This window comes from Acuticoccus kandeliae (assembly GCF_003073115.1).
This window is the reverse complement of sequence record NZ_QBBV01000001.1, coordinates 1,593,856-1,614,888: the sequence shown is the minus strand read 5'-3', so window position 1 is coordinate 1,614,888 and position 21,033 is coordinate 1,593,856. Positions and strand designations below refer to the sequence as shown.

Below are 21,033 nucleotides of genomic sequence, written 5' to 3'. Positions count from 1 at the left end.
GCCCATGGCAACGACCAAGCTTGTCATCGTTGGAAACGGAATGGCCCCCGGGCGGATGCTGGAGCATCTGTTCGAGGCGGCGCCGGGCGCGTTCGACGTGACGATCTTCAACGCCGAACCGCGGGTCAACTATGACCGGATCATGCTCTCGCCGGTCCTCTCCGGCGAGAAGACGTACGAGGCGATCGTCATCCATGACGATGACTGGTACGCCCGCCACAATGTGACCCTCCACAAGGGTCACCGCGTCACCGAAATCGACCGCGCCGCGAAGACCGTCACGTCCGACAAGGGCGTGAGCGCCTCCTATGACGCGCTCGTCATCGCGACGGGTTCCTCCCCCTTCATCATCCCGGTCCCCGGCCACGATCTTGCCGGCGTCAGCGCCTATCGCGACCTCGACGATGTCGACGCGATGCTGGCGGCGGCTGAGAAGGGCGGGCGCGCGGTCGTCATCGGCGGCGGCCTCCTCGGCCTCGAGGCCGCGGCCGGCCTCAAGGCGCGCGGCATGGAGGTCACCGTCCTCCACCTGATGCCAACGCTGATGGAGCGCCAGCTCGACCCCGCCGCCGGCTACCTCCTCGAAAAGACGCTCGCCGAGCGCGGCATCGAGATCCGCTGCGGCGCCGACACGAAGGCCATCCTCGGCGACACCCACGTCACGGGCGTGGAGCTGAAGGACGGCACCGTCCTCGACGCCTCGCTGGTGGTGATGGCCGTCGGCATCCGCCCGAGCACCGCGCTCGCCAAGGAGGCGGGGCTGGAGGTCGCTCGCGGCATCGTCGTCGACGAGGGCATGCGCACCTCAGACCCTTCGATCTTCTCCATCGGCGAATGCGCCGAGGTCGGCGGGCGCGTCTACGGCCTCGTCGCCCCGCTCTATGACATGGCCCGCGTCGCAGCCGACCGCCTCACCGACGGCACGAAGGCCTTCATCCACGCCGACACCCCGACCAAGCTGAAGGTGACGGGCGTCGACCTCTACTCGGTCGGCGACTTCGCCGACGGCGAGGGGCGCGAGGAGATTGTCCTGCGCGACGCGACGCGCGGCATCTACAAGCGCCTCGTCCTCCAGAACGAGCGGATCATCGGCGCCGTCCTCTATGGCGAGACGAAGGACGGGGCCTGGTTCAACGATCTCCTGAAGAAGGGAACGGACATCTCGCAGATGCGCGACACGCTTGTCTTCGGCCAGGCGCACCAGGGCGGGGGCGCCTTCGACCCGGTCGCCGCCGTCGCGGCGCTGCCCGACGACGCGGAGATCTGCGGCTGCAACGGCGTCTGCAAGGGCAAGATCGTCGGCACCATCAAGGAGAAGGGGCTCGCGAACCTCGACGATGTGCGCGCCCACACCAAGGCGTCCGCCTCGTGCGGCTCGTGCACCGGGCTCGTCGAGAACCTCATGTCCGCAACGCTCGGCGACGCCTTCAACGCCAACGCCGTCAAGGCAATGTGCGGCTGCACCGCGTTCGGCCACGCCGACGTGCGCCGCCTCATCAAGGCGAAGGGGCTGAAGTCGATCCCGGCCGTGATGCAGGAGCTCGAATGGAAGACCTCGGGCGGCTGCGCGAAGTGCCGGCCCGCGCTCAACTACTATCTCGTCGCCGACTGGCCGGGCGAATATGAGGACGATTCCCAGTCGCGCTTCATCAACGAGCGGGTCCACGCCAACATCCAGAAGGACGGCACCTATTCGGTGGTCCCGCGGATGTGGGGCGGCCTCACCTCCTCGCAGGAGCTGCGCGCGATCGCGGACGTCGTCGACAAGTTCGCGATTCCGACCGTGAAGGTCACCGGCGGCCAGCGCATCGACATGTTGGGCATCCGCAAGGAAGACCTGCCGGCGGTGTGGGAGGATCTCGGCAAGGCCGGGTTCGTCTCGGGCCACGCCTACGCCAAGGGGCTGCGCACGGTGAAGACCTGCGTCGGCTCGCAATGGTGCCGCTTCGGCACGCAGGACTCCACCGGCCTCGGCGTGAAGCTCGAACGCTTCCTGTGGGGCTCCTGGACACCGGCCAAGGTGAAGCTCGCCGTCTCCGGCTGCCCGCGCAACTGCGCCGAGGCCACCTGCAAGGATGTCGGCGTCGTGTGCGTCGACAGCGGCTACGAGGTCCACTTCGCCGGCGCCGCCGGTCTCGACATCAAGGGGACGGAAGTGCTCGGCCTCGTGAAGGACGAGGCGGAGACGATCGAGGTGATCGCCGCCCTCATCCAGATGTACCGCGAGCAGGGCTTCTATCTGGAGCGGATCTACAAGTGGGCCAAGCGCGTCGGCTACGACGAGGTCCGCCGCCAGATCCTCGAGAACACAGAGAAGCGGCGCGAATATTATGACCGCTTCGTCCACTCCCAGGCCTTCGCCCAGACCGATCCGTGGTCGGAGCGCGTCTCCGGCAAGGACAAGCACGAGTTCAAGCCGCTCGCCATCCTCCAGCCGGAGCTCGCATGATGAACGCGATCACCCTGAACCGCGCCGCCTATGCCGTCGTCGGCACCATCGACGACATCCCGCCCCAGGGCGCCCGCTGCGTGGAACTCGGCGAGACGACCGTCGCCGTGTTCCGCACCGCGAACGACGAGATCTTCGCGGTGGAGGACCGCTGCCCCCATCGCGGCGGCCCCCTCTCACAGGGGATCGTCCACGACGGGTGCGTCACCTGCCCGCTCCACAACTGGGTGATCTCGCTGCGTGACGGCCGCGCCCAGGGCGCCGACGACGGCGCCATCCGCACATTCGATGTCCGCCTCGACGGGCGGACGATCCACCTCGCCCTCCGGGCGAACGCCTGACTCCTCCCTCCCACGCCAATCGCTGAAGGAACGCTGAAATGTCGTACGTCCAGCCCTCGGAGTTCGCGTCGAAGATGGTCGACGTGGGCGAACAGAAGATCTTCATGTCCACCAAGGACACCCTGATCCGCGCCTACATGGCGGGCGCGATCCTGGCCCTCGCCGCGGCCTTCGCGGTGACGGTCGCCGTCAACACCGGCAACTTCCTCATCGGCGCCCTCCTCTTCCCGGTGGGCTTCTGCACGCTCTACCTTCTCGGCTTCGACCTTCTCACCGGCGTCTTCACGCTCTGTCCGCTCGCCCTCCTCGACCGGCGCCCCGGCGTCACCGTGCGCGGCGTCCTGCGCAACTGGGGCCTCGTCTTCGTCGGCAACTTCGCCGGCGCGATGACGGTCGCGGTCTTCATGGCGATCATCTTCACCACCGGCTTCAGCGAAGCGCCGAACGCGGTCGGCCAGAAGATCGGCCATATCGGCGAGGCGCGCACGCTCGGCTACGCCGCGGCGGGCTGGTCCGGGATGCTGACGCTCTTCGTCCGCGCCGTGATGTGCAACTGGATGGTGTCGACCGGCGTCGTCGCCGCGATGATGTCGACCTCCGTCTCGGGCAAGGTCATCGCCATGTGGATGCCGATCCTGGTGTTCTTCTATCTCGGATTCGAGCACTCGATCGTGAACATGTTCCTGTTCCCGTCCGGCCTTCTTCTCGGCGCGAACTTCACCTGGGGCGACTACTTCCTCTGGAACGAGATCCCGACCGTGATCGGCAACCTCGTCGGCGGCCTCACCTTCGTCGGCGCCATGATCTACGGGACGCACTACAAGACGTCCGCCCCCCGCCGCCCGTCCGAGGCGAGCGAGGCGCGCGGCCTCACGATGGTCGCCGCCGAATAGGCCCGGCATCCCGTCCGGGACACAGAAGCCCCCGCCCAGCCCGGCGGGGGCTTTTCTTTGCCTGCTGGGCCCTCAGGCCGGGCGCGCGAGGGCCGGAGCGAGATCGGCCGGGAGGTCGAACTCCTCCGCCATCCGCTGCCGCGCCTCGCGCGACATCTTCCGCGCCGTTTTCGACAGAATGCGCTTCAGGTCCTCGTCCGAATGTTTCGGCATGAAGTCCGCCAGATAGTGGCGCACGAAGACGAAGCAGATCACGTCCTCCAGCGTCTGCATGTCGGGGTTCGACTTGATGTTCTCCTTGCGCAGGAGCGTCGCCGCCGCCTCGCATTCCGCCGCATCGTAGCCCGCCGCCTCCATGAGCGCCGTCACCTGGCCGGCGTGGAATTTCGCAAGGTCGGTGCGCCAGGCGAGATAGCCCTCCCGCCCCTCAGGATAGGACTCGCGCGGGCTCTTCCACCGCTCGATGTGCTGCCCGCGCGCGGCGATCTTCAGCGCCTCGGACGCGTCGGGGGCGAGGCGGTCGAGCTCCTGCGACATGCGCTGCCCGTAGAGAAGCGCGGCGGGCTCGCCCGTCGCGGCGTCGCGCGAGGGATCGGCGGCGTTGGCGGCGTCGATCCCCGCAATCACCGCCTCGAAGCGCGCGCTCATGGCTGGGCTCCGGCCGGCCGGTGGCGCGCCCGGTCCGATCGGGACGGTTCGAAGATCATGTTGGGCACCTCGCCTCCTTGCGTTGCATCCCCGATCTGCAAGGCGCGTACCGCTCCGCCGGCCCCGCGGGCAAAGCTTCGGTGCGGCCGGGATCGCGGTCGCCTGCCGCGCGCCGCGAGAAATACCAGAATTGCCGGGCCCGGCGTGGTAGGATTTCGCATTCGTTGAAGAGGAGGCTCTCCGATGAATCTCGATGCGTCGGTGGCGAACCATTATACGAGCGGACGGCTGATGGAGCGCATCCTCGCCGCGCTCCAAACGATGGGCATCGAGGAGAACGCCGTCACGGCCGAGGATCTGAAGACGGTCGACGAGTTCCATATTGGCGGGGTCGCGGCGACGCAAAACCTTCTGCACAAGCTCAACGTCTCGCAGGAGACGCGGGTGCTCGACATCGGCTCGGGCATCGGCGGCACGGCCCGCTTCATCGCGGGCGAAACCGGGGCGATGGTGACGGGGGTCGACCTCACGCCCGAGTTCGTCGACACCGCGCGCGCCCTCTCCGCCCTCGTCGGCCTCGCCGACCGCACGCGCTACGAGGTCGGGAGCGCGACGGAGCTCCCCTTCAACGACGAGACGTTCGATCTCGCCCTCCTCCTCCATGTCGGCATGAACATCCCCGACAAGGAGGCCGTCATGGCCGAGGCCGCGCGCGTCTTGAAGCCGGGCGGCATCTTCGCCGTCTACGACGTGATGAAGACCGGGCCGGACCCCATCGAATTCCCGGTCCCCTGGGCCGAGACGCCCGACACCTCCTTCCTCGCGCCCCTCGAGGAGTATCGCGCGGCGGCGAAGCATGCGGGCCTTCGCGAATTGTCCAGCGAGGACCGCACCCCCATCGCACTCGACTTCTTCGCCGAGCAGCGCGCGCGGATGGAGGCGCAGGGCGCACCGGTCCTCGGCACCCATCTCCTCATCGGCGAGACGGGGCCGCAGAAATTGAAGAACATGGTGGCGAACATCACCGCCGGGCGTGTTGCCCCGACCGAGCTGATCCTGCAGGCCCCGTGATCCGCCCCGCAAGCCCGAACTGAGCCCCCATGCCTCATGACACAGCGGCGCTGGCCGGCCGCCTCGACGCGACGCTCGCGATCCTCGGATCAGGCGCGCTCGGCGGCGCCATCGCAAGGCGCCTCCTCTCCTGCGCCGTCCTCCCGCCCGAGCGCCTCGTCCTCGCCAACCGTAGCGGCCGTGCCGAGGGCGTGCCCGCCGACGCCGGCGTCCGGGTCACGACCGACCTCGCCGCCGCGGCCGCGATGGCGGACGCGGTCCTCTTCGCGCTGCCGCCCGCCGCGACGGCGGGGCTCCGCGTGCCGGCGGCGGACAGGCTCGTCCTCTCGGTGATGGCGGGCGTCTCCGTGGAACGCCTCGCCGAGATCACCGGAGCCGCGCGGGTGATCCGCGCGATGTCGAGCCCTGCCGCCGAGATCGGCCTCGCCTACTCCCCCTTCTTCGCCGCCCCCGCGCGACCGCCGCCGACATTGCCCTCGCGCGCACCCTCTTCGAGGCGATCGGCACGACCGAAATCCTCCCGGACGAGGCGCAGATCGACGTCTTCACCGCGATGACCGGCCCGGTGCCGGGCTTCGTCGCCTACTTCGCCGAATGCATGGCCGCCTATGCGCGGCGGGAGGGGGTCGCGCCGGATGTCGCCGAGCGGGCCGTGCGCCAGCTCTTCCGCGGGAGCGGCGCGCTCCTCGCGACGACGCCGGAGAGCCCCGCCGAGTATGTCGAGGCGATGATCCGATATGCCGGCACCACGGCGGCCGGCCTCCTCGCGATGCGCGCCTCGCCGATCGAGGCGGCGGTCGCCGAGGGCCTCGACGCCGCGACGCAGAAGGCACGGGCGATCGCGCCCGGCGCGTGAGGCGGCTCAGGCGACGGGCTTCAACTCGCCGAGGATGGTCGGGATCAGCTCCGACACGGTCGGATGGATGAAGACGGTGCGCGCGAGGCCCCTCGCGTCGAGCCCTCCCGCCATCGCGGCGAGGATCGCGTGGACCGCCTCGTCCGCGCCAACGCCGAGGAGCGCCGCGCCGAGGATCCGCCCGCTGTCGGCATCGACGACGACCTTCATGAAGCCGGCCGTCTCCCCCTTCTCCACCGCGCGCGCGACGCGCGTCATCGGCCGCTCGCCGACGAGGACGCGATGCCCCGCCGCCTTCGCCTCGGCGACCGAGAGGCCGACGCGGCCGAGCGGCGGGTCGGTGTAGAGCGCATAGGCGGGGATCCGGTCGCTCACCTTGCGGTCGTCGCCCGAAAGGAGATTGTCGGTGAGGATCTCGCCGTCATTGTAGGCGGTGTGGGTGAAGGCGCCGCGCCCGTTGCAGTCACCGAGCGCATAGATGCCGGGGACGTTGGTCTGGAGGCGGTCGTCGACGGTGATGAAGCCGCGCGCGTCGGTCGCGACACCCGCCGCCGGGAGGCCGAGATCGTCCGTGTTCGGCACCCGCCCGACCGCGAGGAGGACGTGGCTGCCCACCACCTCCGGCGCGCCCTCCGTACAGGAGACGTGGACGTTGACCCCGTCCGGATGGGGTGCGAGGGCGATGCAGTCGGCCCCGGTGCGCACCGTGATGCCTTCTTCCCGCAGGATCGCGGCGAGCGCTTCCGAGGTCGCCTCGTCCTCGCGCGCAACGAGGCGCGGGGCGCGCTCCACGATGGTGACCGCTGCGCCGAAGCGGCGGAACATCTGCGCGAATTCCAGCCCGACATAGCTCCCACCGACCACCACCAGATGCCGGGGCAGCGTCGAGAGGTCGAGGATCGTCGAGGAGTTCAGCGACGCGACGTCGGCGACGCCCGGAAAATCCGGCATGGAGGGACGGCCGCCGACATTGAGGACGATGAGCGGCGCCTCGATCCGCTCGCCCGCGACCTCCACCGCATCCGCCGCCACGAAGCGGGCGTGGCCGCGCTTCAGGGTAAGCCCCTCGGTCGCGCCGAGCCAGTCTTCGAGCCCGTCGCGCGAGCGGGCGACCACCCGATCCTTGCGTGCGACGACGGCCGCGAGGTCGACGCCGACCGGCCCGGCGCTCACCCCGAAATCGGCGGCGCGGCGGGCGAGATGGGCCGCGTAGGCGCTCGCCACCATCGCTTTCGTGGGCGTGCAGCCGGTGTTGACGCAGGTGCCCCCGAGCGCCGCGCGCTCGATGAGGACGACACGCTTGCCGGCCCCGGCGAGACGGGCGGCGACGGTGGGCCCCGCCTGCCCCGCGCCGATGACGATCGCGTCCACCTTCACAACGCGAGAACCGCGAGGGCCGCCAGCGCGATCGCCACCGCGTCCTCGATGAACGCGGCGGGGCGGTCGCGGCCGAAATGGCGCGCCATCGCCGCACGGGCCGCCGCGCCGCCATAGGTCCCGGCGACGGCGCCGACGACGCCCGCAACCGCTCCGGCGATCCACCCGCCCGACGGCAGCGTGACCGCCGCGCCGACGAGCGCGCCGACCACGATGCGCGTGCCGAACTGCATCGGCACCTTGCGGCTCGGCGTGAAGGGGAGCTGGTCGGTGACGAGCTCGGCGAGGGCGAGGAGCGAGGTGATCCAAGGCGTCACCGCCGCACCCAGAAACTGCAGTGAGGTGCCGGCGAGAGCGAGCTGCCCCGTCGCCGCCGCCCAGCTGACGGCCGCGAGCGGGGTCATCGCCCGCAAGCCGGCCACGATGCCCAGAAGAAGCGCGATCACGATCGTCATCGATGTCTGCCCGCTGGAGTGCGACGGGCCAATAGGGCGCGCAATTGTCGAAAAACGAAAGATTTGATGCGCGGCTTACGCGAAAAAATTGCAGAAAAATCAGAGCGATCGCGATGCCGCCCCGCCGATCGCGACGAATCCCGACATTTTTGGTGCTGTCGCGGCGGGATCACGCGGGGTATCCATCGTCCTGTCATCGGCATGCGGAGACGGTCGCGATGAAGAATGCTGCTGAGGTGCTGGTCGTCGGTGCGGGGCCGGTCGGCCTTTTCCTCGCGACAGAGCTGACGCGCGCCGGCATCGACACGATGATCGTCGACCAGATGGGCGAGCGTGCCTTCTTCAGCAAGGCGCTCGGGATCACCGCGCGCACGCTGGAGATCTTCGAGGATCTCGGCATCGCCCACGAGGCGATCGACCACGGCATCTGGCTGCGCGGGCTCAACAATTTCGACGACCTCACGGAGACGATGTCGTTCGACATCCCGCCCGGCCTCCCCTTCGGCAGCCTCGCGCTCGCCCAGTTCGAGACCGAGCGCATCCTGGAGAACTGCCTCCACACCCACGGCGGCCGCGTCCAATACGGGACGGCGCTCGACACCTTCACCGAGACGGCGGACGGGATCGAGGCGACGCTCATCGGTCCCGACGGCGCGCGGCACACCGTCGGATGCCGCTACATCGTCGGGTGCGACGGGGCGCACAGCAAGGTGCGTTCGACCCTCGGCATCGCCTTCGAGGGCGAGAAATATCCGCAGACCTTCGTGCTCGGCGACCTGGAGGTCGACTGGGATCTCACCCGCGGCCGCTTCTACCGCTTCGGCGACAGCGCGACGGGGGTGACGCTCGCCGCCGTCCCGGTCGCGGGCTCTCCGAAGCGCTACCGCCTGTCCTCGACCCTTCCGGCGGGCGCGGAGCCCCCCTCGGGCGACCCGCCGCCGACGCTCGAGGAACTGAAGGCGATGCTCCTCCCGTACCTGCCGAAAGGGACGGGCCTCTCCAACCTCCACTGGTCGTCCGTCTACCATGTGAGCCACCGCATCGTGCCCGAATATGGGCGCGGGCGGGCCTTCATCGCGGGGGACGCCGCGCACATCCACCCGCCGGTCGGCGGTCTCGGCATGAACACCGGCCTCCAGGACGCGCACAATCTCGCCTGGAAGCTCGCCCTCGCCTTGAAGGGCGTCGCCGCGCCCGGTCTCCTCGCGAGCTACTCGGCGGAGCGGCAAGCGGTCGGGCTCGATGTCGTGGAGAGCACGAGCCGGGCGCTGAGCGCCGTCTTCGCCCGCAAGGCGCCGACGCCGGGGATGCGCGAGACGCAGCTGCTCGTCGGCTATCGCGACAGCCCCATCGTGGCGGACGACCGGGCGGACGCCGCCGAGGCGGAACTCGCCGCCGGCGACCGCGCCCCGAACGCGGGCGGACTGACGCGCGAATATGTGCAGCGCCCCTTCCGCCTTCACGAACGCTTCGGCCGCGGACGCCACGTCCTCCTCGGCGCAATCGGCGCGGATGCGGGCGGGGTCGACAGGCTCGCCGCGATGGCCGCGCACCTGCGCGACCGGCTCGGCACGGCGGCGGCCGCCTACGCGATCGCCCCGGCCGAATGCGCGCTCATGGGCAACGACCCGCTGCCGATCCTCGCCGACAGCGCGGGCGAGTTCGGGGAAGCCTACGCCGCCCGCCCCGGCATGGCCTGGCTCGTGCGGCCGGACGGCTATCTCGGCTGGGTGAGCGGGGACGCCTCGCCGGAAGGGCTGTCAGCCGCGCTCGACCGCGTCGCAGCGCCGCTCTGAGCGGCCTCACTCCTCCTTGAGGGGCCGGGCGAGGAGCGCGGCCCCCGCCTCCTCCACCGAGACCTCGCCGCGCGTCACCGCCACCACCATCGCGGTGAGCGGCATCGGAACGCCGCGCTTGGCCGCGAGCCGGGCCACCGCCTGCGCGGTCGCGATCCCCTCGATCGTCTTGCCGGCCGGTACCGGCTCGCCGCGGCCGAGGGCGAGGCCGGTCGTGTAGTTGCGCGACTTCTCAGAGGTCGCCGTCAGCGTCAGGTCGCCGAACCCCGAGAGCCCGCGCAACGTGTCCGGATCGGCCGCCGTCGTCTCTGCAAAGCGCAGCATCTCGGCGAAGCCGCGCGTGATGATCGCCGCGCGCGCGCTCTCGCCGAAACCCGCACCCATCGTGATCCCCGCCGCGAGCGCCACGACATTCTTCAGCGCCCCGCCGAGCTCTGCCCCGGCGGTGTCGCGGCTGAGATAGAGGCGCAGGACGGAGGTGGACAGGCTGTGCTGGAGGCGCGTGCCGACGGTGGCGTCGGCGCAGGCGAGCGTCAGCGCGGTCGGCAGGCGATGGGCGATGTCGCTCGCAAAGCTCGGCCCCGTGAGGACGGCCGCGACCGCGCCCGGCGCCGCCGCCGCGATCACCCCCGTCGGCCCGAGCCCGGTCGAAAGGTCCACCCCCTTGCAGCACGCGACGAGCGCCGTCCCGTCCGCGGGGCGGACCGTGGCGAGGAGGCCGCCCAGCGCCTGCATCGGCACCGCGAGGAGGAGCGTCTCGGCCGCGACAGCCTCGTTGAGATCGTCCGTCACGGCGAGCGTGTCGGGAAAGGGCGCGTCCGGCAGGCGGCGCGCGTTCACGCGCTCGGCCGCCATCGCCTCTGCGACCGCACCGTCTCGCGCCCAGAGGCGCACGCGGTTGCCGTGGTGCGAGAGGGCGATCGCGAGGGCCGTGCCGAACGCCCCTGCGCCGAGGACCGAGATATCGTTCATCCGAACTCCCCTCACCGCCGCCACCGCGGCCACCCAACGAATTGAGGAACCCCGCCCGGCGATTGCCAGCGCGCGCGGCCCTATGGCGCAGCCGCCCCCGCTTCGGTCAACCGGTCGATGAAGGCTTCCGCGAGCGCATCCTCGGCCGCGTCATCAGCCCGCGCGTGGGACAATTCGACGATCGTCGGCATGTCGTCCAGCGGGCGGAAGACGAGGCCGGTGCCCGCGACATTGCGCGTCCAGCGCGGCATGATGGCAATGCCCATCCCGGCGATCACCAGGGTGAGGGTCGCGGCGACGCTGGTGGTCTGCGCGACGAAATTCGGCGCGAAGCCGTTGAGGCGGCAGCTGATCGCCACCTGCTCTGGAAAGCTGTCATTCTCGGAGGAGCGGAAATAGACGAAGCGCTCGTCGGCGAAATCGCGCACGGTCAGCCGCTTCGCATCGACCTTCGGATGGTCCGGGCGCAGCACCGCCGCGAACCCCTCGCGCGCGATCGTGCCGATCCTGAGGCCGCGCGTGTTGATCGGCGGGCGGATCAGGCCGAGATCGAGCCGGCCCGCGATGAGCCCCGCAGCGATCTCGGTCGAGGACATGTGGATGAGGTCGAGATCCACGTCGGGATGATCGCGCCGCATCGAGGCGATGGCGGCCGGGAGGCGGCCATACATCGCGGGCTGGATGAAGCCGATCCGCAGTCGCCCGGTGCCGCCGCGTGCGAAGATGCGCGCAAGGTCGGCCGCGCGGCCCGACTCGTTCGCCGCCCGCTCCGCGTGGAGCAGGAAGGCCTGGCCGGAGGGGGTCAGCTCCACATTGCGCGTCGTGCGCGTGAAGAGCTCGGTGCCGACATCCTCCTCAAGCCGCCGGATGATCTGGCTGAGACCCGGCTGCGCCATGCCGAGCTCGGCCGCCGCGCGCCCGAAATGCAGGTGCCGCGCGAGCGCCAGAAAGCAGCGGATCTGCGAAGAGACGAGCCGGTCTTTGATATCGTTTTTCATATAAATAGCGTGACACTTTTTTATTGGACTTATCAACCAGCGATCGCTTGGATACCGCGATGAGCCTCAGCAAAAAGGTGTGTCGGATGTCGAACCACAGGGTGCGTGCGCGGCGCGCCTCGCTTCTCCGCGCGACGATCATGGGCGTCGGCTTCGCCGCCGCGCTCGTTGGCCCGACCATGGCGCAGGACAAGACGGACGATCTCGTGATCGTCACGTGGGGCGGCAGCCTCGCCGACCAGATGCGCCAGGTCTTCTTCGCCCCGTTCGCCGAGGCCGCGGGCGTCACCGTACGCGAGGACACCGGGCCCGACATCCAGCGCTCGCGCGCCGAGGTGGAATCGGGCTCCCCCGCCTACGACATGACCGCGACCAACCTCGCCTTCTACCTCATCGGCGAGGGCCAGAACCTGTGGGCGCCGATCGACTATTCGGTGTTCGATCAGGACGCGCTCGCCAAGATCCCGGACGAGATGAAGCTCGAGCACGGCCTTGCCGCCTACGTCTACGCGCACGGCATGAGCTTCTCGACCGCCGCCTTCCCCGAGGGGGGCCCGCAGCCCCAGTCCTGGGCCGATTTCTGGGACTTCGAGAAATTTCCGGGCCTGCGCGCGATCGCGGCCTGCGGCTCGGCCTCGCGCCCGGTGCCGGAGGCCGCCCTCCTCGCCGACGGCGTGGCGATGGACGCGCTCTACCCGCTCGACATCGACCGCGCGGCGGAAAAGCTGAAGGAACTCGCGCCGAACGTCGTGTGGTGGACGAACGCCAGCCAGCCCGGCCAGATGCTCGCCTCGGGCGAGGTGGTGATGGCGATGGCGCCGACCAACCGCATCCAGACGCTGAAGGACGAGGGCGCCCCGGTCGAGATCGTCTGGAATGGCGGCCAGTGGACTTACGACGCCTGGTACATCCTGAAGAACGCGCCGAACCTTGCCAACGCGATGGATTTCGTCGCCTCGACGATCGCACCGGAGAAGCAGGCCGCGTTCGCCAAGGCCTCCGCGATGGCGCCGACCAACCCGGACGCCTTCGCCCTCCTCGACGAGGAGACGGCCGCCAAGATGCCGACGAACCCCGACCACATGGCGCAGATGTATCGCAAGGACGAGGCGTGGTGGACCGAGAACCGCGACGCCTGGTCCGAGGCCTGCCTCGGCGCGACGCTCCAATAGTCCTCACCCATCGCAAGGCCGGGAGGATGCGAGCCATCCCTCCCGGTCCGGCAACCGGCGCATGATGAACCTCTCCCGCCCCCGCTTCGGCCCGGCCCTCCTCATCCTGCCGGTGCTCGTCTTCATCATCGCGATCTACGTCCTGCCGCTCGCCGACGTGCTGCGCCTCAGCGTGACCGAGCCCGAGCCGACGCTGTCGCACTATCTGCGCCTCGCGAGCACGCCGCTCTATCTGCGCGTCCTCCTCAACACCTTCGAGATAGCCTTCACGATCAGCGTCATCGCGCTCATTCTCGGCTATCCGCTCGCCTATCTCCTCGCCTTGGTGCCGCCCCGGCTCGCCGGGATCCTGATGATCCTGGTGCTCGTGCCCTTCTTCACCGGCGTCCTCGTGCGGAACTATGCGTGGATCTTCATGCTGGGGAACAACGGCGTCGTGAACGTGACGCTGCGCGCGCTCGGCCTCACTGACGCGCCGGTCCGCCTCATCTACAACCGGACGGGCGTGATCATCGCCTCCGTGCACGTCCTCCTGCCGTACATGGTGCTGATCCTCTTCAACACGATGCGCGCGCTCGACCCGCGCCTGATGGTGGCGGCGGGCTCGCTGCGCGCGGCCCGCTTCTCCGCCTTCCGCCGCGTCTTCCTGCCCCTCACCTATCCGGCGATCGGCTCGGCCTTCATCCTCGTCTTCGTCACCGCGCTCGCCTTCTTCATCACCCCCGCGATGCTCGGCTCGGCGCGCGAGACGATGATCGCCATGCTGATCGAGCAGCAGGTCGGCCTCCTCAACTGGGGCTTCGCCTCGGCGCTCGCGGCGGTGCTCCTCGCCACCTCCTTCGCGCTCCTCTTCTTCATGCAGCGCGCCTTCGGCGGCTTCTCGATGGTCGCGGAGAAGTCCACCGGGATCGTGCGCACGCATAAGGTCCGCGACTGGCGCATCACCGCGATCCTCGACCGGGTGATGGAGCCCTTCTGGCCGGCGCTCCCCTATCTCATCGGCGCGCTGACGCTCGTCTTTCTGGCGCTGCCCATCCTCATCGTGCTGCCGCTCTCGCTGAACGGCACCTCCTTCCTCCAATTCCCGCCGAAGGCGCTCTCCTTCCGCTGGTACGCGGCGATCCTGTCGGACCCCAGCTGGATGGAGGCCTTCCGCAACAGCCTCATCGTCGGGCTGATGACGGTGGTCTTCACGATGGCGCTCGCGATCCCCGCCGCGCTCGCGATCACGCGCTCCTCGGCGCGCTGGGTGAGCGCCGTCTACGCGGTGATCATGTCGCCGCTGGTGCTGCCCTCGATCATCATCGCGATCAGCGTCTTCTTCCTCCTCTCGCGCATCGGCATGAACGGCACCTATGTGGGCCTCGCGCTCGGCCACACGATCGGGGCGCTGCCGATCGCGCTCGTCGTCCTCATCGCGGCGCTGCGCGGGTTCGACGCCAATCTCGACCGGGCGGGCGCGAGCCTCAGAGCCGGGCCCCTCGCGCGGCTGCGCCGCGTGACGCTGCCGATCATCGCGCCGTCCGCCATCACCGCCGCCTTCTTCGCCTTCCTCCACTCCTTCGACGAGGTCATGATCACGATCTTCGTGGCGGGCATCGACACGCGCACCTTGCCCAAGCGCATGTGGGACAGCGTCCAGGAGATCAGCCCGATCATCCCGGCCGTCTCCTCCCTTCTCGTCCTCCTCTCCGTCGCGGTCGTGCTCGTGCCGTTCATCCTCGGACAGCGCGCCAAGCGGGGGCCGACGCGATGAGCGACACCCTCCTGCGCCTCGACAATGTCTGGAAGCGCTTCGGCCCGGTCAGCGCCGTCGCCGACGCCTCCTTCGAACTCGCGCGCGGCGAACTCCTGACGCTCCTCGGCCCCTCGGGCTCGGGCAAGAGCACGATCCTGTCCATGATCGCAGGGTTCGAGACCGTCAGCAGCGGCGAGATCTATATCGAGGGCAAGCCGCAATCGCGCGTGCCGGCCCACCGGCGCGATATCGGCGTCGTCTTCCAGTCCTACGCGCTCTTCCCCCATCTCAGCGTCGCGGAGAACGTCGCCTTCGCGCTTCGTTCGTTGCGCTGGCCGCGGGCGGAGATCGACGCGCGGGTCGCGGAGATGCTTGCGATGGTGCGCCTCGACGGGATGGCCGCCCGCAGCACCGCGCAGCTCTCCGGCGGACAGCAGCAGCGCGTCGCGCTCGCCCGCGCACTCGCCCCGCGTCCGGCCCTCCTCCTCCTCGACGAGCCGCTCTCCGCGCTCGACCGGCATCTGCGCGGCGAGATGCTCGCCGAATTCCAGCGCATCCACCGCGAGCTCGGCACGACGATGCTCTTCGTCACCCACGACCAGGACGAGGCGCTCGCCATCTCCGACCGCGTCGCCGTGCTCAACCGGGGCAAGATCGTCCAGATCGCGGCGCCGGACGTCCTCTATCGCGACCCGGCGACGGAGTTCGTCGCGAGCTTCATCGGCGAGGCCAATCTGTGGCCGGCCGAGATCGCGCCGGACGGGCGCGTGCGCCTCGCGAGCGGCCAGATGCTCGATGTCCCGCACGATTTTTCGCCGGGCGCGCCCTGCCTCGTGATGGTTCGGCCCGAGCATCTCGCGCCGAGCGAGGCGGCCAACGCGCAGCCGATGGTCGTCACCCAGCGCATCTACTTCGGCAACGCCACGAAATACCTCCTCGACGCGCCGTCGGGCTCCGCGATCATGCGGCTCCCCGATGCGCCCGGAACGCCGCGCTACGCCCCCGGCGAGAGCGTCAATGTCGGATGGCAGGCCGAGACCTGCCGCATCATAGGGAAGGAAACAGCACAGTGATCGGGTTCGTCTTCAAGGGTCTTCCGGACAATGTGGAGGACTGGCGGCGCGAGTTGTTGGCGCGCATCCCCGAACTCGACATGCGCGTGTGGCCCGAGATCGGCGACCCCGACACGGTCGACGTCGCCCTCATGTGGCGCGCCCCGCACGGCGAGTTCGGCCGCTATCCGAACCTCAAGGCGATCCTCAATCTCGGTGTCGGCGTGGACACGCTCTTCCACGATCCGGACCTGCCGCGCGACATCCCGATCGCGCGCATGGTCGACCCGACCCTCAACCAGCTGATGGCGACCTACGTCCTCCATGCGGTGATCGGCTACCATCGCGGCTTCGCGACCTTCGCCGAACGGCAGAAGACGCGCGAGTGGATCTATCAGCGCCCGCCGCTGAACGCGCGCTGCCGCGTCGGCATCATGGGGCTCGGCGTGATCGGCACCGACATCGCCCGCACGCTCCTCTCGCTCGGCTTCACCGTCTCCGGCTGGAGCCGGCGGCCGAAAGAGGTCGAGGGCGTCACCACCTTCGCCGGTGCCGACGAGATGAAGGCCTTCCTTGGCCAGAGCGACATCCTCGTCTGCATCCTGCCGCTCACCGAGGCGACGCGCGGGATGCTCGACGCCGAGGCCTTCGCCGCGCTGCCGCGGGGGGCGAAGATCGTCAACATCGCCCGCGGGGCGGTCGTCGACGAGGCCGCCCTCCTCGATGCGCTCGACAGCGGCCAGGTGGGCGGGGCGACGCTCGACGTCTTCGCGACCGAGCCGCTGCCGCAGGACAGCCGCTTCTGGACACACCCGAGCGTGACGGTGACGCCCCACATCGCCGCGAGCACCACCCCCGCGACGGCGGCCGACCAGGTCGCCGAGAACATCCGCCGCGCCTGCGCGGGCAAGCCGCTCCTCAACCAGGTGGACCTTGCGAGTGGCTACTGAGATCCAGCGGCGGGACGGGCCCGGCCCCTCCCTCCTCTTCAGCGAGGCGGAGTTCCGCGACCGCCTCGCCCGCGTGAGGGCGGCGATGGCGGCGGCGAGCCTCGACCTCGTCATCATCGACGACACCGAGAGCCTCCACTACCTCACCGGCTACACGATCTCGCAGAATGTCTGGCGCGGCTGCCTCGTCCCCATCACCGGCGACCCGGTGATGGTGGTGCGCCGGCTCGACGCGGACCCGTTCCTGGAGCGGAGCTGGCTCAGCGACTGGGTGCCGACCGTCGACTGGGAGGACCAGATCGCGGCGGCCGCGGCCGCGATCCGCGCGATGGGCCACGACCGGGGCGCGATCGGCATCGACCACGATTCCCATTCGATGACGCTCGCCCTCTTCGCGCGGCTTCAGGCCGCCCTGCCCGAGGCGCGCTTTTCCCCCTTCACCGGGGTCGTGCGCACGCTGCGGCTCAACAAGTCGTCGGCCGAGATCGGCTACCTGGAGCGCGCCGCCGCGGTGTGCGACAACGCCATGGCCGACACGCTCGGCGCCTTCCGCACCGGGATGAGCGAGCGCGACATCGCCGGAATCGCGAGCGCGGCCTTCCTGCGGCACGGCGCCGACCATGGCCGCGTCGGCCCGGTGACGCGCTCCGGCAATGGCTGGGGCTTCCTTCACGGCCACATGCACGAGGACGGGCTCGGCCCCGGCGACATGCTCCACCTTGAGTTCGTGCCGACGGTGATGGGCTACGGCGCGCGCATCATGCGGCCGGCGATCATCGGCCCCGCCCCGGAGGCACTGCAGGACAACGCGCGCACCATCGTGGCGCTGCAGGACCGGCAGATCGCGGCGATGGTGCCGGGGGCGCGCGGGGCCGACGTGGACGCCATCGTGCGCGAGGGGCTGATCGCGGCGGGCCTCAGGACCGACTACGTGAACCCCACCGGCTACACGCTCGGCTTCTTCCACTTCTCCTCCATCCGCACCTCCGACTTCACGCGGGTGCTGACGCCCGCGGCCGACTGGCCGATGGAGCCCGGCATGGTCTTCCACATCTACTGCTCGGCCGGCGGTCTCGCCTTTTCCGAGACCGTGCTCGTGGAGGAGAGCGGGCCGCGCCGCCTCACCCTCTATCCGAGGACCCTCACCGAATGCTGAGCCTGCCCGACATCGACGAGGCGCGCTGCCTCGACTTCCTGAGCGCGATGGTGCGTCAGCCGAGCCATTCGGAGACCGAGGGCGAGGCACGCCTCGTGTGCTCCATGGTCGACGCGCTCGCCGAAATCGGCATCGAGGCCGAGCACCAGGCGTTCGACGACGGCAAGGGCGGCGCGCGCCACAACGCGATCGGGCGCTGGCGCGGGACGGGCGGAGGCAAGAGCCTCCTCTTCAACGGCCATCTCGACACCAACCCGGTGACGACCGGCTGGACCGTCGACCCCTATCGCGGGCTCGTGACGCCGGAGTTCATCTACGGCATCGGCGTCTCGAACATGAAGGCCGGGGACGCGGCCTATTTCTGCGCCGTCCGCACCCTCATCGAGGCCGGCATTCGGCTGAAAGGGGACGTGATCCTCACCTTTGTCGTCGGCGAATTGCAGGGCGGGATCGGCACCTGGAACGCCATCAAGGCGGGCGTGCGGGCGGACTATTTCGTCAACTCCGAGCCGACCGACCTCGCCGCCCTCACGATGCACGGCGAGGGCTACCAGTTCACGATCGAACTGAAGGGCCGCACGCGGCACCTGTCGAAGCGCGAGGAGGCGGTCGACGCGATCGCGGCCGCGTGCGACCTCATCCCCCGCCTCAACGCGATGACCTTCTCCGGCGCCCGCTCGCCGACCCATGAGAGCATCAACCGCGTCAATGTCGGCGTGATCCAGGGCGGGCTCGGGCCGCAGATGGAGGGCTGGCGCCCGCCGCAGGTCGCCGACGTCGTGGTGCTGAAGGGGGCGGGGCGGTTCGCGCCGGGCCAGACGCTCGCCGGCGCGACGGCCGACATCCGCGCCGAGCTCGACGGACTCGCGACGCGCTTTCCGGGCCTCGAATACACCCTCACCCCGCGCCAGCGCGGCGACGCACCGGCGATGCCCGCCTTCGAGGTCTCCCCCGACAGTCCGATCGTGAAGGCGGTGAACCGGGCGTATGAGGCGGTGCGCGGCGCGCCGCAGCCGACCGGCGCCGTCGGCCCCGCCCGCTTCTACGGCACGGACGCCGGCCACTTCTATGCCGAGCTCGGCATGGAAGGCGTCGTGTGCGGCCCCGGCGGTCGCTACAACACGATGCCGGACGAGCGGGTGGACGTCGCCGACTATCTCGACATGATCCGCATCTATATGCGCGTCATCCTGGAGATCTGCGAAGCCGCCTAGAGCCGCGCTCTATCGAGCACGGGATGATCTGGATTAGCGATCATCTTGTCCGCGCTCTATCGAGCGCGGGATGATCTAGAATCGCACGGCGGGGGTCGGCCGGCCGGCGACGTCGCCGTGGACGGCGATGAGCTGGCCCGCGCTCGGCGCCTGCGCCGAGAGACCATGTGGCATCCGGATCCAGGTGCTCGTCACGAACAGCGTCTTGAGGTCCGGCCCGCCGAAGGCGCAATTCATCGGCATCGGGATCGGCAGGACGATCTCGGCCACCATCGTCCCGTCGGGCGCGAAGCGCCGCACGCACCACCCGCCGAGGAAGGTCACCCAGACATGGTCCTCGGCGTCGATCGCGATGCCGCCGGGCTGGCTGGACGCGTCGCCCACCACGAAAGGCCGCCGCGCGCCGAGCTCGCCGCGCGCGAGGTCGAACTCGTAGACGAACACGGTCCGCTCGGCGGTGTCGGCGAAATACATGTGCCGGCTCGCCGCGTCGAAGGCCACATTCTTCGGCATCCCCACCCGGTCGAGGCGGCGCTTGGCGACGAGCCCCGCCTCGATCGACCAGAGGCTTCCCTTCCCCACCTCGTGGTTGACGGCCATCGTGCCCGCCCAGATCCGCCCCATGGGGTCGACCGAGGCGATGTTGAAGCGGTTGTCCTTGCGGTCCGCCTCCGGGTCGAGGATCGTCGAGAGCCGCCCCTCCTCCGGATCGAGGACGCACACACCCCTTTCGCCGAGCGCGATGAGGCGGTCGTCCGTGTCGAAGGCGAGGCCGGCCGTGATGTGGCTGAGCTCGACCCGGCCGACCGCCCGCGTCGCCGGCTCCCACCAGCGCAGCGCCGGGGCGAGCACGTCGACCCAGTAGAGCCGCCCGCTCCTCGCGTGCCAGATCGGATTGTCGCCGACGAAGTCGCGCCCGGTCGGCAGCACCTCGAGATCGTAGGCGGGCGCGGCCGGGGTCTCGGGGCGCGGCAGGATCGTCGGCGTCGCGAACCCGATGCGGACCTGGCCGGAGGCGCGGCGCGCGCCCTCCGCGATGGTGCGGCCGATCTCGTGCAGCTCCTCCGATGAGGCGTTCGCGTCGAGCTGGCAGGAGAGCGCGGCGATCGGGTAGCCCGTGGTGTCGACGATCGCGGCCGCCGCGCTCGCCTTCCCCGACCCCGGCTCGTGCGCCATCACCGAGTAGCCGAGGGCCTTCGCAATGCTGAGGTCGCCCCAGATGCGCTCCATGTCCGGGCTGTCCTCCGCGCGGCGCAGGAGCTGCTCGCACTTGTCGCGCGGGATCGCGGCGAGCATCGCCCGCCCCGCCGCCGTCTCGATCGCGTTGGAGCGCGGCCAGGCGCGCACAAGGCGGGCGAAGGAGAGGTCGTAATCCTCGAAATCGAGGACGAACACGTCCGCCCCGTCGAGCACCTGCACCAGGATGGTGCGCTTCAGGTGGCGCGCGAGGCGGCCGATCTCGGGCTTGGTGGTGCGGATGATGCCGCTGGTGTCGAGCGTGCGGCGGGACAGCTCCAGGACGCGCATCCCGACCGAGTAGGTCTTCGCCCGCTCGTCATAGCGCAGGAGCCCCCGGCTCGTGAGCGCCGCGACGAGGCGGTGCAGCGTCGCGCGCGGGATGTTGATGGCGGTCTCGAGATCGCGAAAGCGGAGCGGCTGCGGCGACATGCCGATGAACAGGAGGATGTCGAGGCCGCGCAGCAGGGTCTGTGCGCCCTGCACCTCGCGTCCGCCGTCGACCGCCTCGGAATCCAGTTGCGTCGTCACTGCCTGCCACCCACTGCGTCACAGTCCATTCATATGAGATCTGAGTTGACAACACAAACTTTTGTCTCACTATGTGGGACATAACGATACATACGGGCCGCGTGACTCACAAATTGAGCCCGTCGTGG

19 protein-coding genes are annotated in these 21,033 nt (G+C 69.8%); 13 read left to right on the top strand and 6 right to left on the bottom strand.

Annotated elements, in window-relative coordinates:
• Window positions 1–4: 4 nt before the first annotated feature.
• From nirB to DBV35_RS07415, 3 genes are read left to right on the top strand one after another with little or no spacing between them, the layout of a single operon-like run.
• The gene (nirB, locus tag DBV35_RS07425) at window positions 5–2,449 is read left to right on the top strand and encodes a nitrite reductase large subunit NirB (protein ID WP_108659539.1); all 2,445 of its coding nucleotides are present in this window, start codon (window positions 5–7) and stop codon (window positions 2,447–2,449) included.
• Window positions 2,449–2,790: a nitrite reductase small subunit NirD gene (gene nirD, locus DBV35_RS07420; RefSeq protein ID WP_108660606.1), complete on the top strand. Its 342-nt coding sequence runs from the start codon at window positions 2,449–2,451 to the stop codon at window positions 2,788–2,790. The genes nirB and nirD overlap by 1 nt, the downstream gene beginning before the upstream one ends.
• A gap of 38 nt (window positions 2,791–2,828) precedes the next feature.
• Window positions 2,829–3,683 (top strand): formate/nitrite transporter family protein, encoded by an 855-nt coding sequence (locus DBV35_RS07415; RefSeq protein WP_108659538.1) that lies wholly within the window; start codon window positions 2,829–2,831, stop codon window positions 3,681–3,683.
• A gap of 72 nt (window positions 3,684–3,755) precedes the next feature.
• Here DBV35_RS07415 and DBV35_RS07410 read toward each other — a convergent pair whose 3' ends face one another.
• Window positions 3,756–4,331 carry a DUF4202 domain-containing protein gene (locus tag DBV35_RS07410; protein WP_108659537.1) on the bottom strand — a complete coding sequence of 192 codons (576 nt, stop codon included), beginning with the start codon at window positions 4,329–4,331 and terminating at the stop codon, window positions 3,756–3,758.
• A gap of 243 nt (window positions 4,332–4,574) precedes the next feature.
• Here DBV35_RS07410 and DBV35_RS07405 point away from each other — a divergent pair, with 243 nt between their 5' ends.
• The 3 genes from DBV35_RS07405 to DBV35_RS31005 are packed head-to-tail and all read left to right on the top strand — an operon-like array spanning window position 4,575 to window position 6,258.
• On the top strand, window positions 4,575–5,402 hold the full coding sequence (locus DBV35_RS07405) for a class I SAM-dependent methyltransferase (RefSeq protein WP_108659536.1): 828 nt from the start codon (window positions 4,575–4,577) through the stop codon (window positions 5,400–5,402).
• Window positions 5,403–5,431: 29 nt separating this feature from the next.
• Window positions 5,432–5,959 (top strand): pyrroline-5-carboxylate reductase family protein, encoded by a 528-nt coding sequence (locus tag DBV35_RS31010; RefSeq protein ID WP_245943867.1) that lies wholly within the window; start codon window positions 5,432–5,434, stop codon window positions 5,957–5,959.
• Window positions 5,956–6,258 carry a pyrroline-5-carboxylate reductase family protein gene (locus tag DBV35_RS31005; protein WP_245943866.1) on the top strand — a complete coding sequence of 101 codons (303 nt, stop codon included), beginning with the start codon at window positions 5,956–5,958 and terminating at the stop codon, window positions 6,256–6,258. The genes DBV35_RS31010 and DBV35_RS31005 overlap by 4 nt, the downstream gene beginning before the upstream one ends.
• A 6-nt stretch (window positions 6,259–6,264) precedes the next feature.
• On the opposite strand, the gene DBV35_RS07395 is transcribed toward DBV35_RS31005, so the two are convergent.
• Both DBV35_RS07395 and DBV35_RS07390 read right to left on the bottom strand, forming a co-directional pair.
• On the bottom strand, window positions 6,265–7,635 hold the full coding sequence (locus tag DBV35_RS07395) for an FAD-containing oxidoreductase (protein WP_108659535.1): 1,371 nt from the start codon (window positions 7,633–7,635) through the stop codon (window positions 6,265–6,267).
• A complete protein-coding gene (locus DBV35_RS07390; protein ID WP_108659534.1) occupies window positions 7,632–8,090 on the bottom strand; it encodes a DUF4126 family protein in 459 nt (152 codons plus the stop codon). Before DBV35_RS07390 ends, DBV35_RS07395 begins: the two co-directional genes overlap by 4 nt.
• 218 nt (window positions 8,091–8,308) lie before the next feature.
• Between DBV35_RS07390 and DBV35_RS07385 the strand changes: the two genes are divergently transcribed.
• Window positions 8,309–9,886 carry an FAD-dependent monooxygenase gene (locus tag DBV35_RS07385; RefSeq protein ID WP_108659533.1) on the top strand — a complete coding sequence of 526 codons (1,578 nt, stop codon included), beginning with the start codon at window positions 8,309–8,311 and terminating at the stop codon, window positions 9,884–9,886.
• A gap of 6 nt (window positions 9,887–9,892) precedes the next feature.
• Here the strand turns inward: DBV35_RS07385 and DBV35_RS07380 are convergent, their stop codons facing one another.
• On the bottom strand, window positions 9,893–10,858 hold the full coding sequence (locus tag DBV35_RS07380; protein WP_108659532.1) for an NAD(P)H-dependent glycerol-3-phosphate dehydrogenase: 966 nt from the start codon (window positions 10,856–10,858) through the stop codon (window positions 9,893–9,895).
• 80 nt (window positions 10,859–10,938) lie between these two features.
• A complete protein-coding gene (locus DBV35_RS07375) occupies window positions 10,939–11,856 on the bottom strand; it encodes a LysR family transcriptional regulator (protein WP_108659531.1) in 918 nt (305 codons plus the stop codon).
• Window positions 11,857–11,915: 59 nt separating this feature from the next.
• Between DBV35_RS07375 and DBV35_RS07370 the strand changes: the two genes are divergently transcribed.
• The 6 genes from DBV35_RS07370 to DBV35_RS07345 all read left to right on the top strand — a co-directional run bounded on the left by DBV35_RS07370 (window position 11,916) and on the right by DBV35_RS07345 (window position 19,138).
• Entirely contained in the window at window positions 11,916–13,028 is a 1,113-nt protein-coding gene (locus DBV35_RS07370) for an ABC transporter substrate-binding protein (RefSeq protein ID WP_108659530.1), read from the top strand.
• A gap of 61 nt (window positions 13,029–13,089) precedes the next feature.
• Window positions 13,090–14,784 carry an ABC transporter permease subunit gene (locus DBV35_RS07365; RefSeq protein ID WP_108659529.1) on the top strand — a complete coding sequence of 565 codons (1,695 nt, stop codon included), beginning with the start codon at window positions 13,090–13,092 and terminating at the stop codon, window positions 14,782–14,784.
• Entirely contained in the window at window positions 14,781–15,839 is a 1,059-nt protein-coding gene (locus DBV35_RS07360) for an ABC transporter ATP-binding protein (RefSeq protein WP_108659528.1), read from the top strand. Before DBV35_RS07365 ends, DBV35_RS07360 begins: the two co-directional genes overlap by 4 nt.
• Window positions 15,836–16,768 carry a 2-hydroxyacid dehydrogenase gene (locus tag DBV35_RS07355; protein WP_205648499.1) on the top strand — a complete coding sequence of 311 codons (933 nt, stop codon included), beginning with the start codon at window positions 15,836–15,838 and terminating at the stop codon, window positions 16,766–16,768. The genes DBV35_RS07360 and DBV35_RS07355 overlap by 4 nt, the downstream gene beginning before the upstream one ends.
• A complete protein-coding gene (locus DBV35_RS07350; RefSeq protein WP_205648498.1) occupies window positions 16,758–17,924 on the top strand; it encodes a M24 family metallopeptidase in 1,167 nt (388 codons plus the stop codon). Before DBV35_RS07355 ends, DBV35_RS07350 begins: the two co-directional genes overlap by 11 nt.
• Window positions 17,918–19,138, top strand: a complete 1,221-nt coding sequence (locus tag DBV35_RS07345; RefSeq protein ID WP_108659526.1) for a M20 family metallopeptidase — start codon at window positions 17,918–17,920, stop codon at window positions 19,136–19,138. Before DBV35_RS07350 ends, DBV35_RS07345 begins: the two co-directional genes overlap by 7 nt.
• A gap of 75 nt (window positions 19,139–19,213) precedes the next feature.
• On the opposite strand, the gene DBV35_RS07340 is transcribed toward DBV35_RS07345, so the two are convergent.
• Window positions 19,214–20,905 carry an SMP-30/gluconolactonase/LRE family protein gene (locus DBV35_RS07340; protein WP_108659525.1) on the bottom strand — a complete coding sequence of 564 codons (1,692 nt, stop codon included), beginning with the start codon at window positions 20,903–20,905 and terminating at the stop codon, window positions 19,214–19,216.
• Window positions 20,906–21,033: the final 128 nt, after the last annotated feature.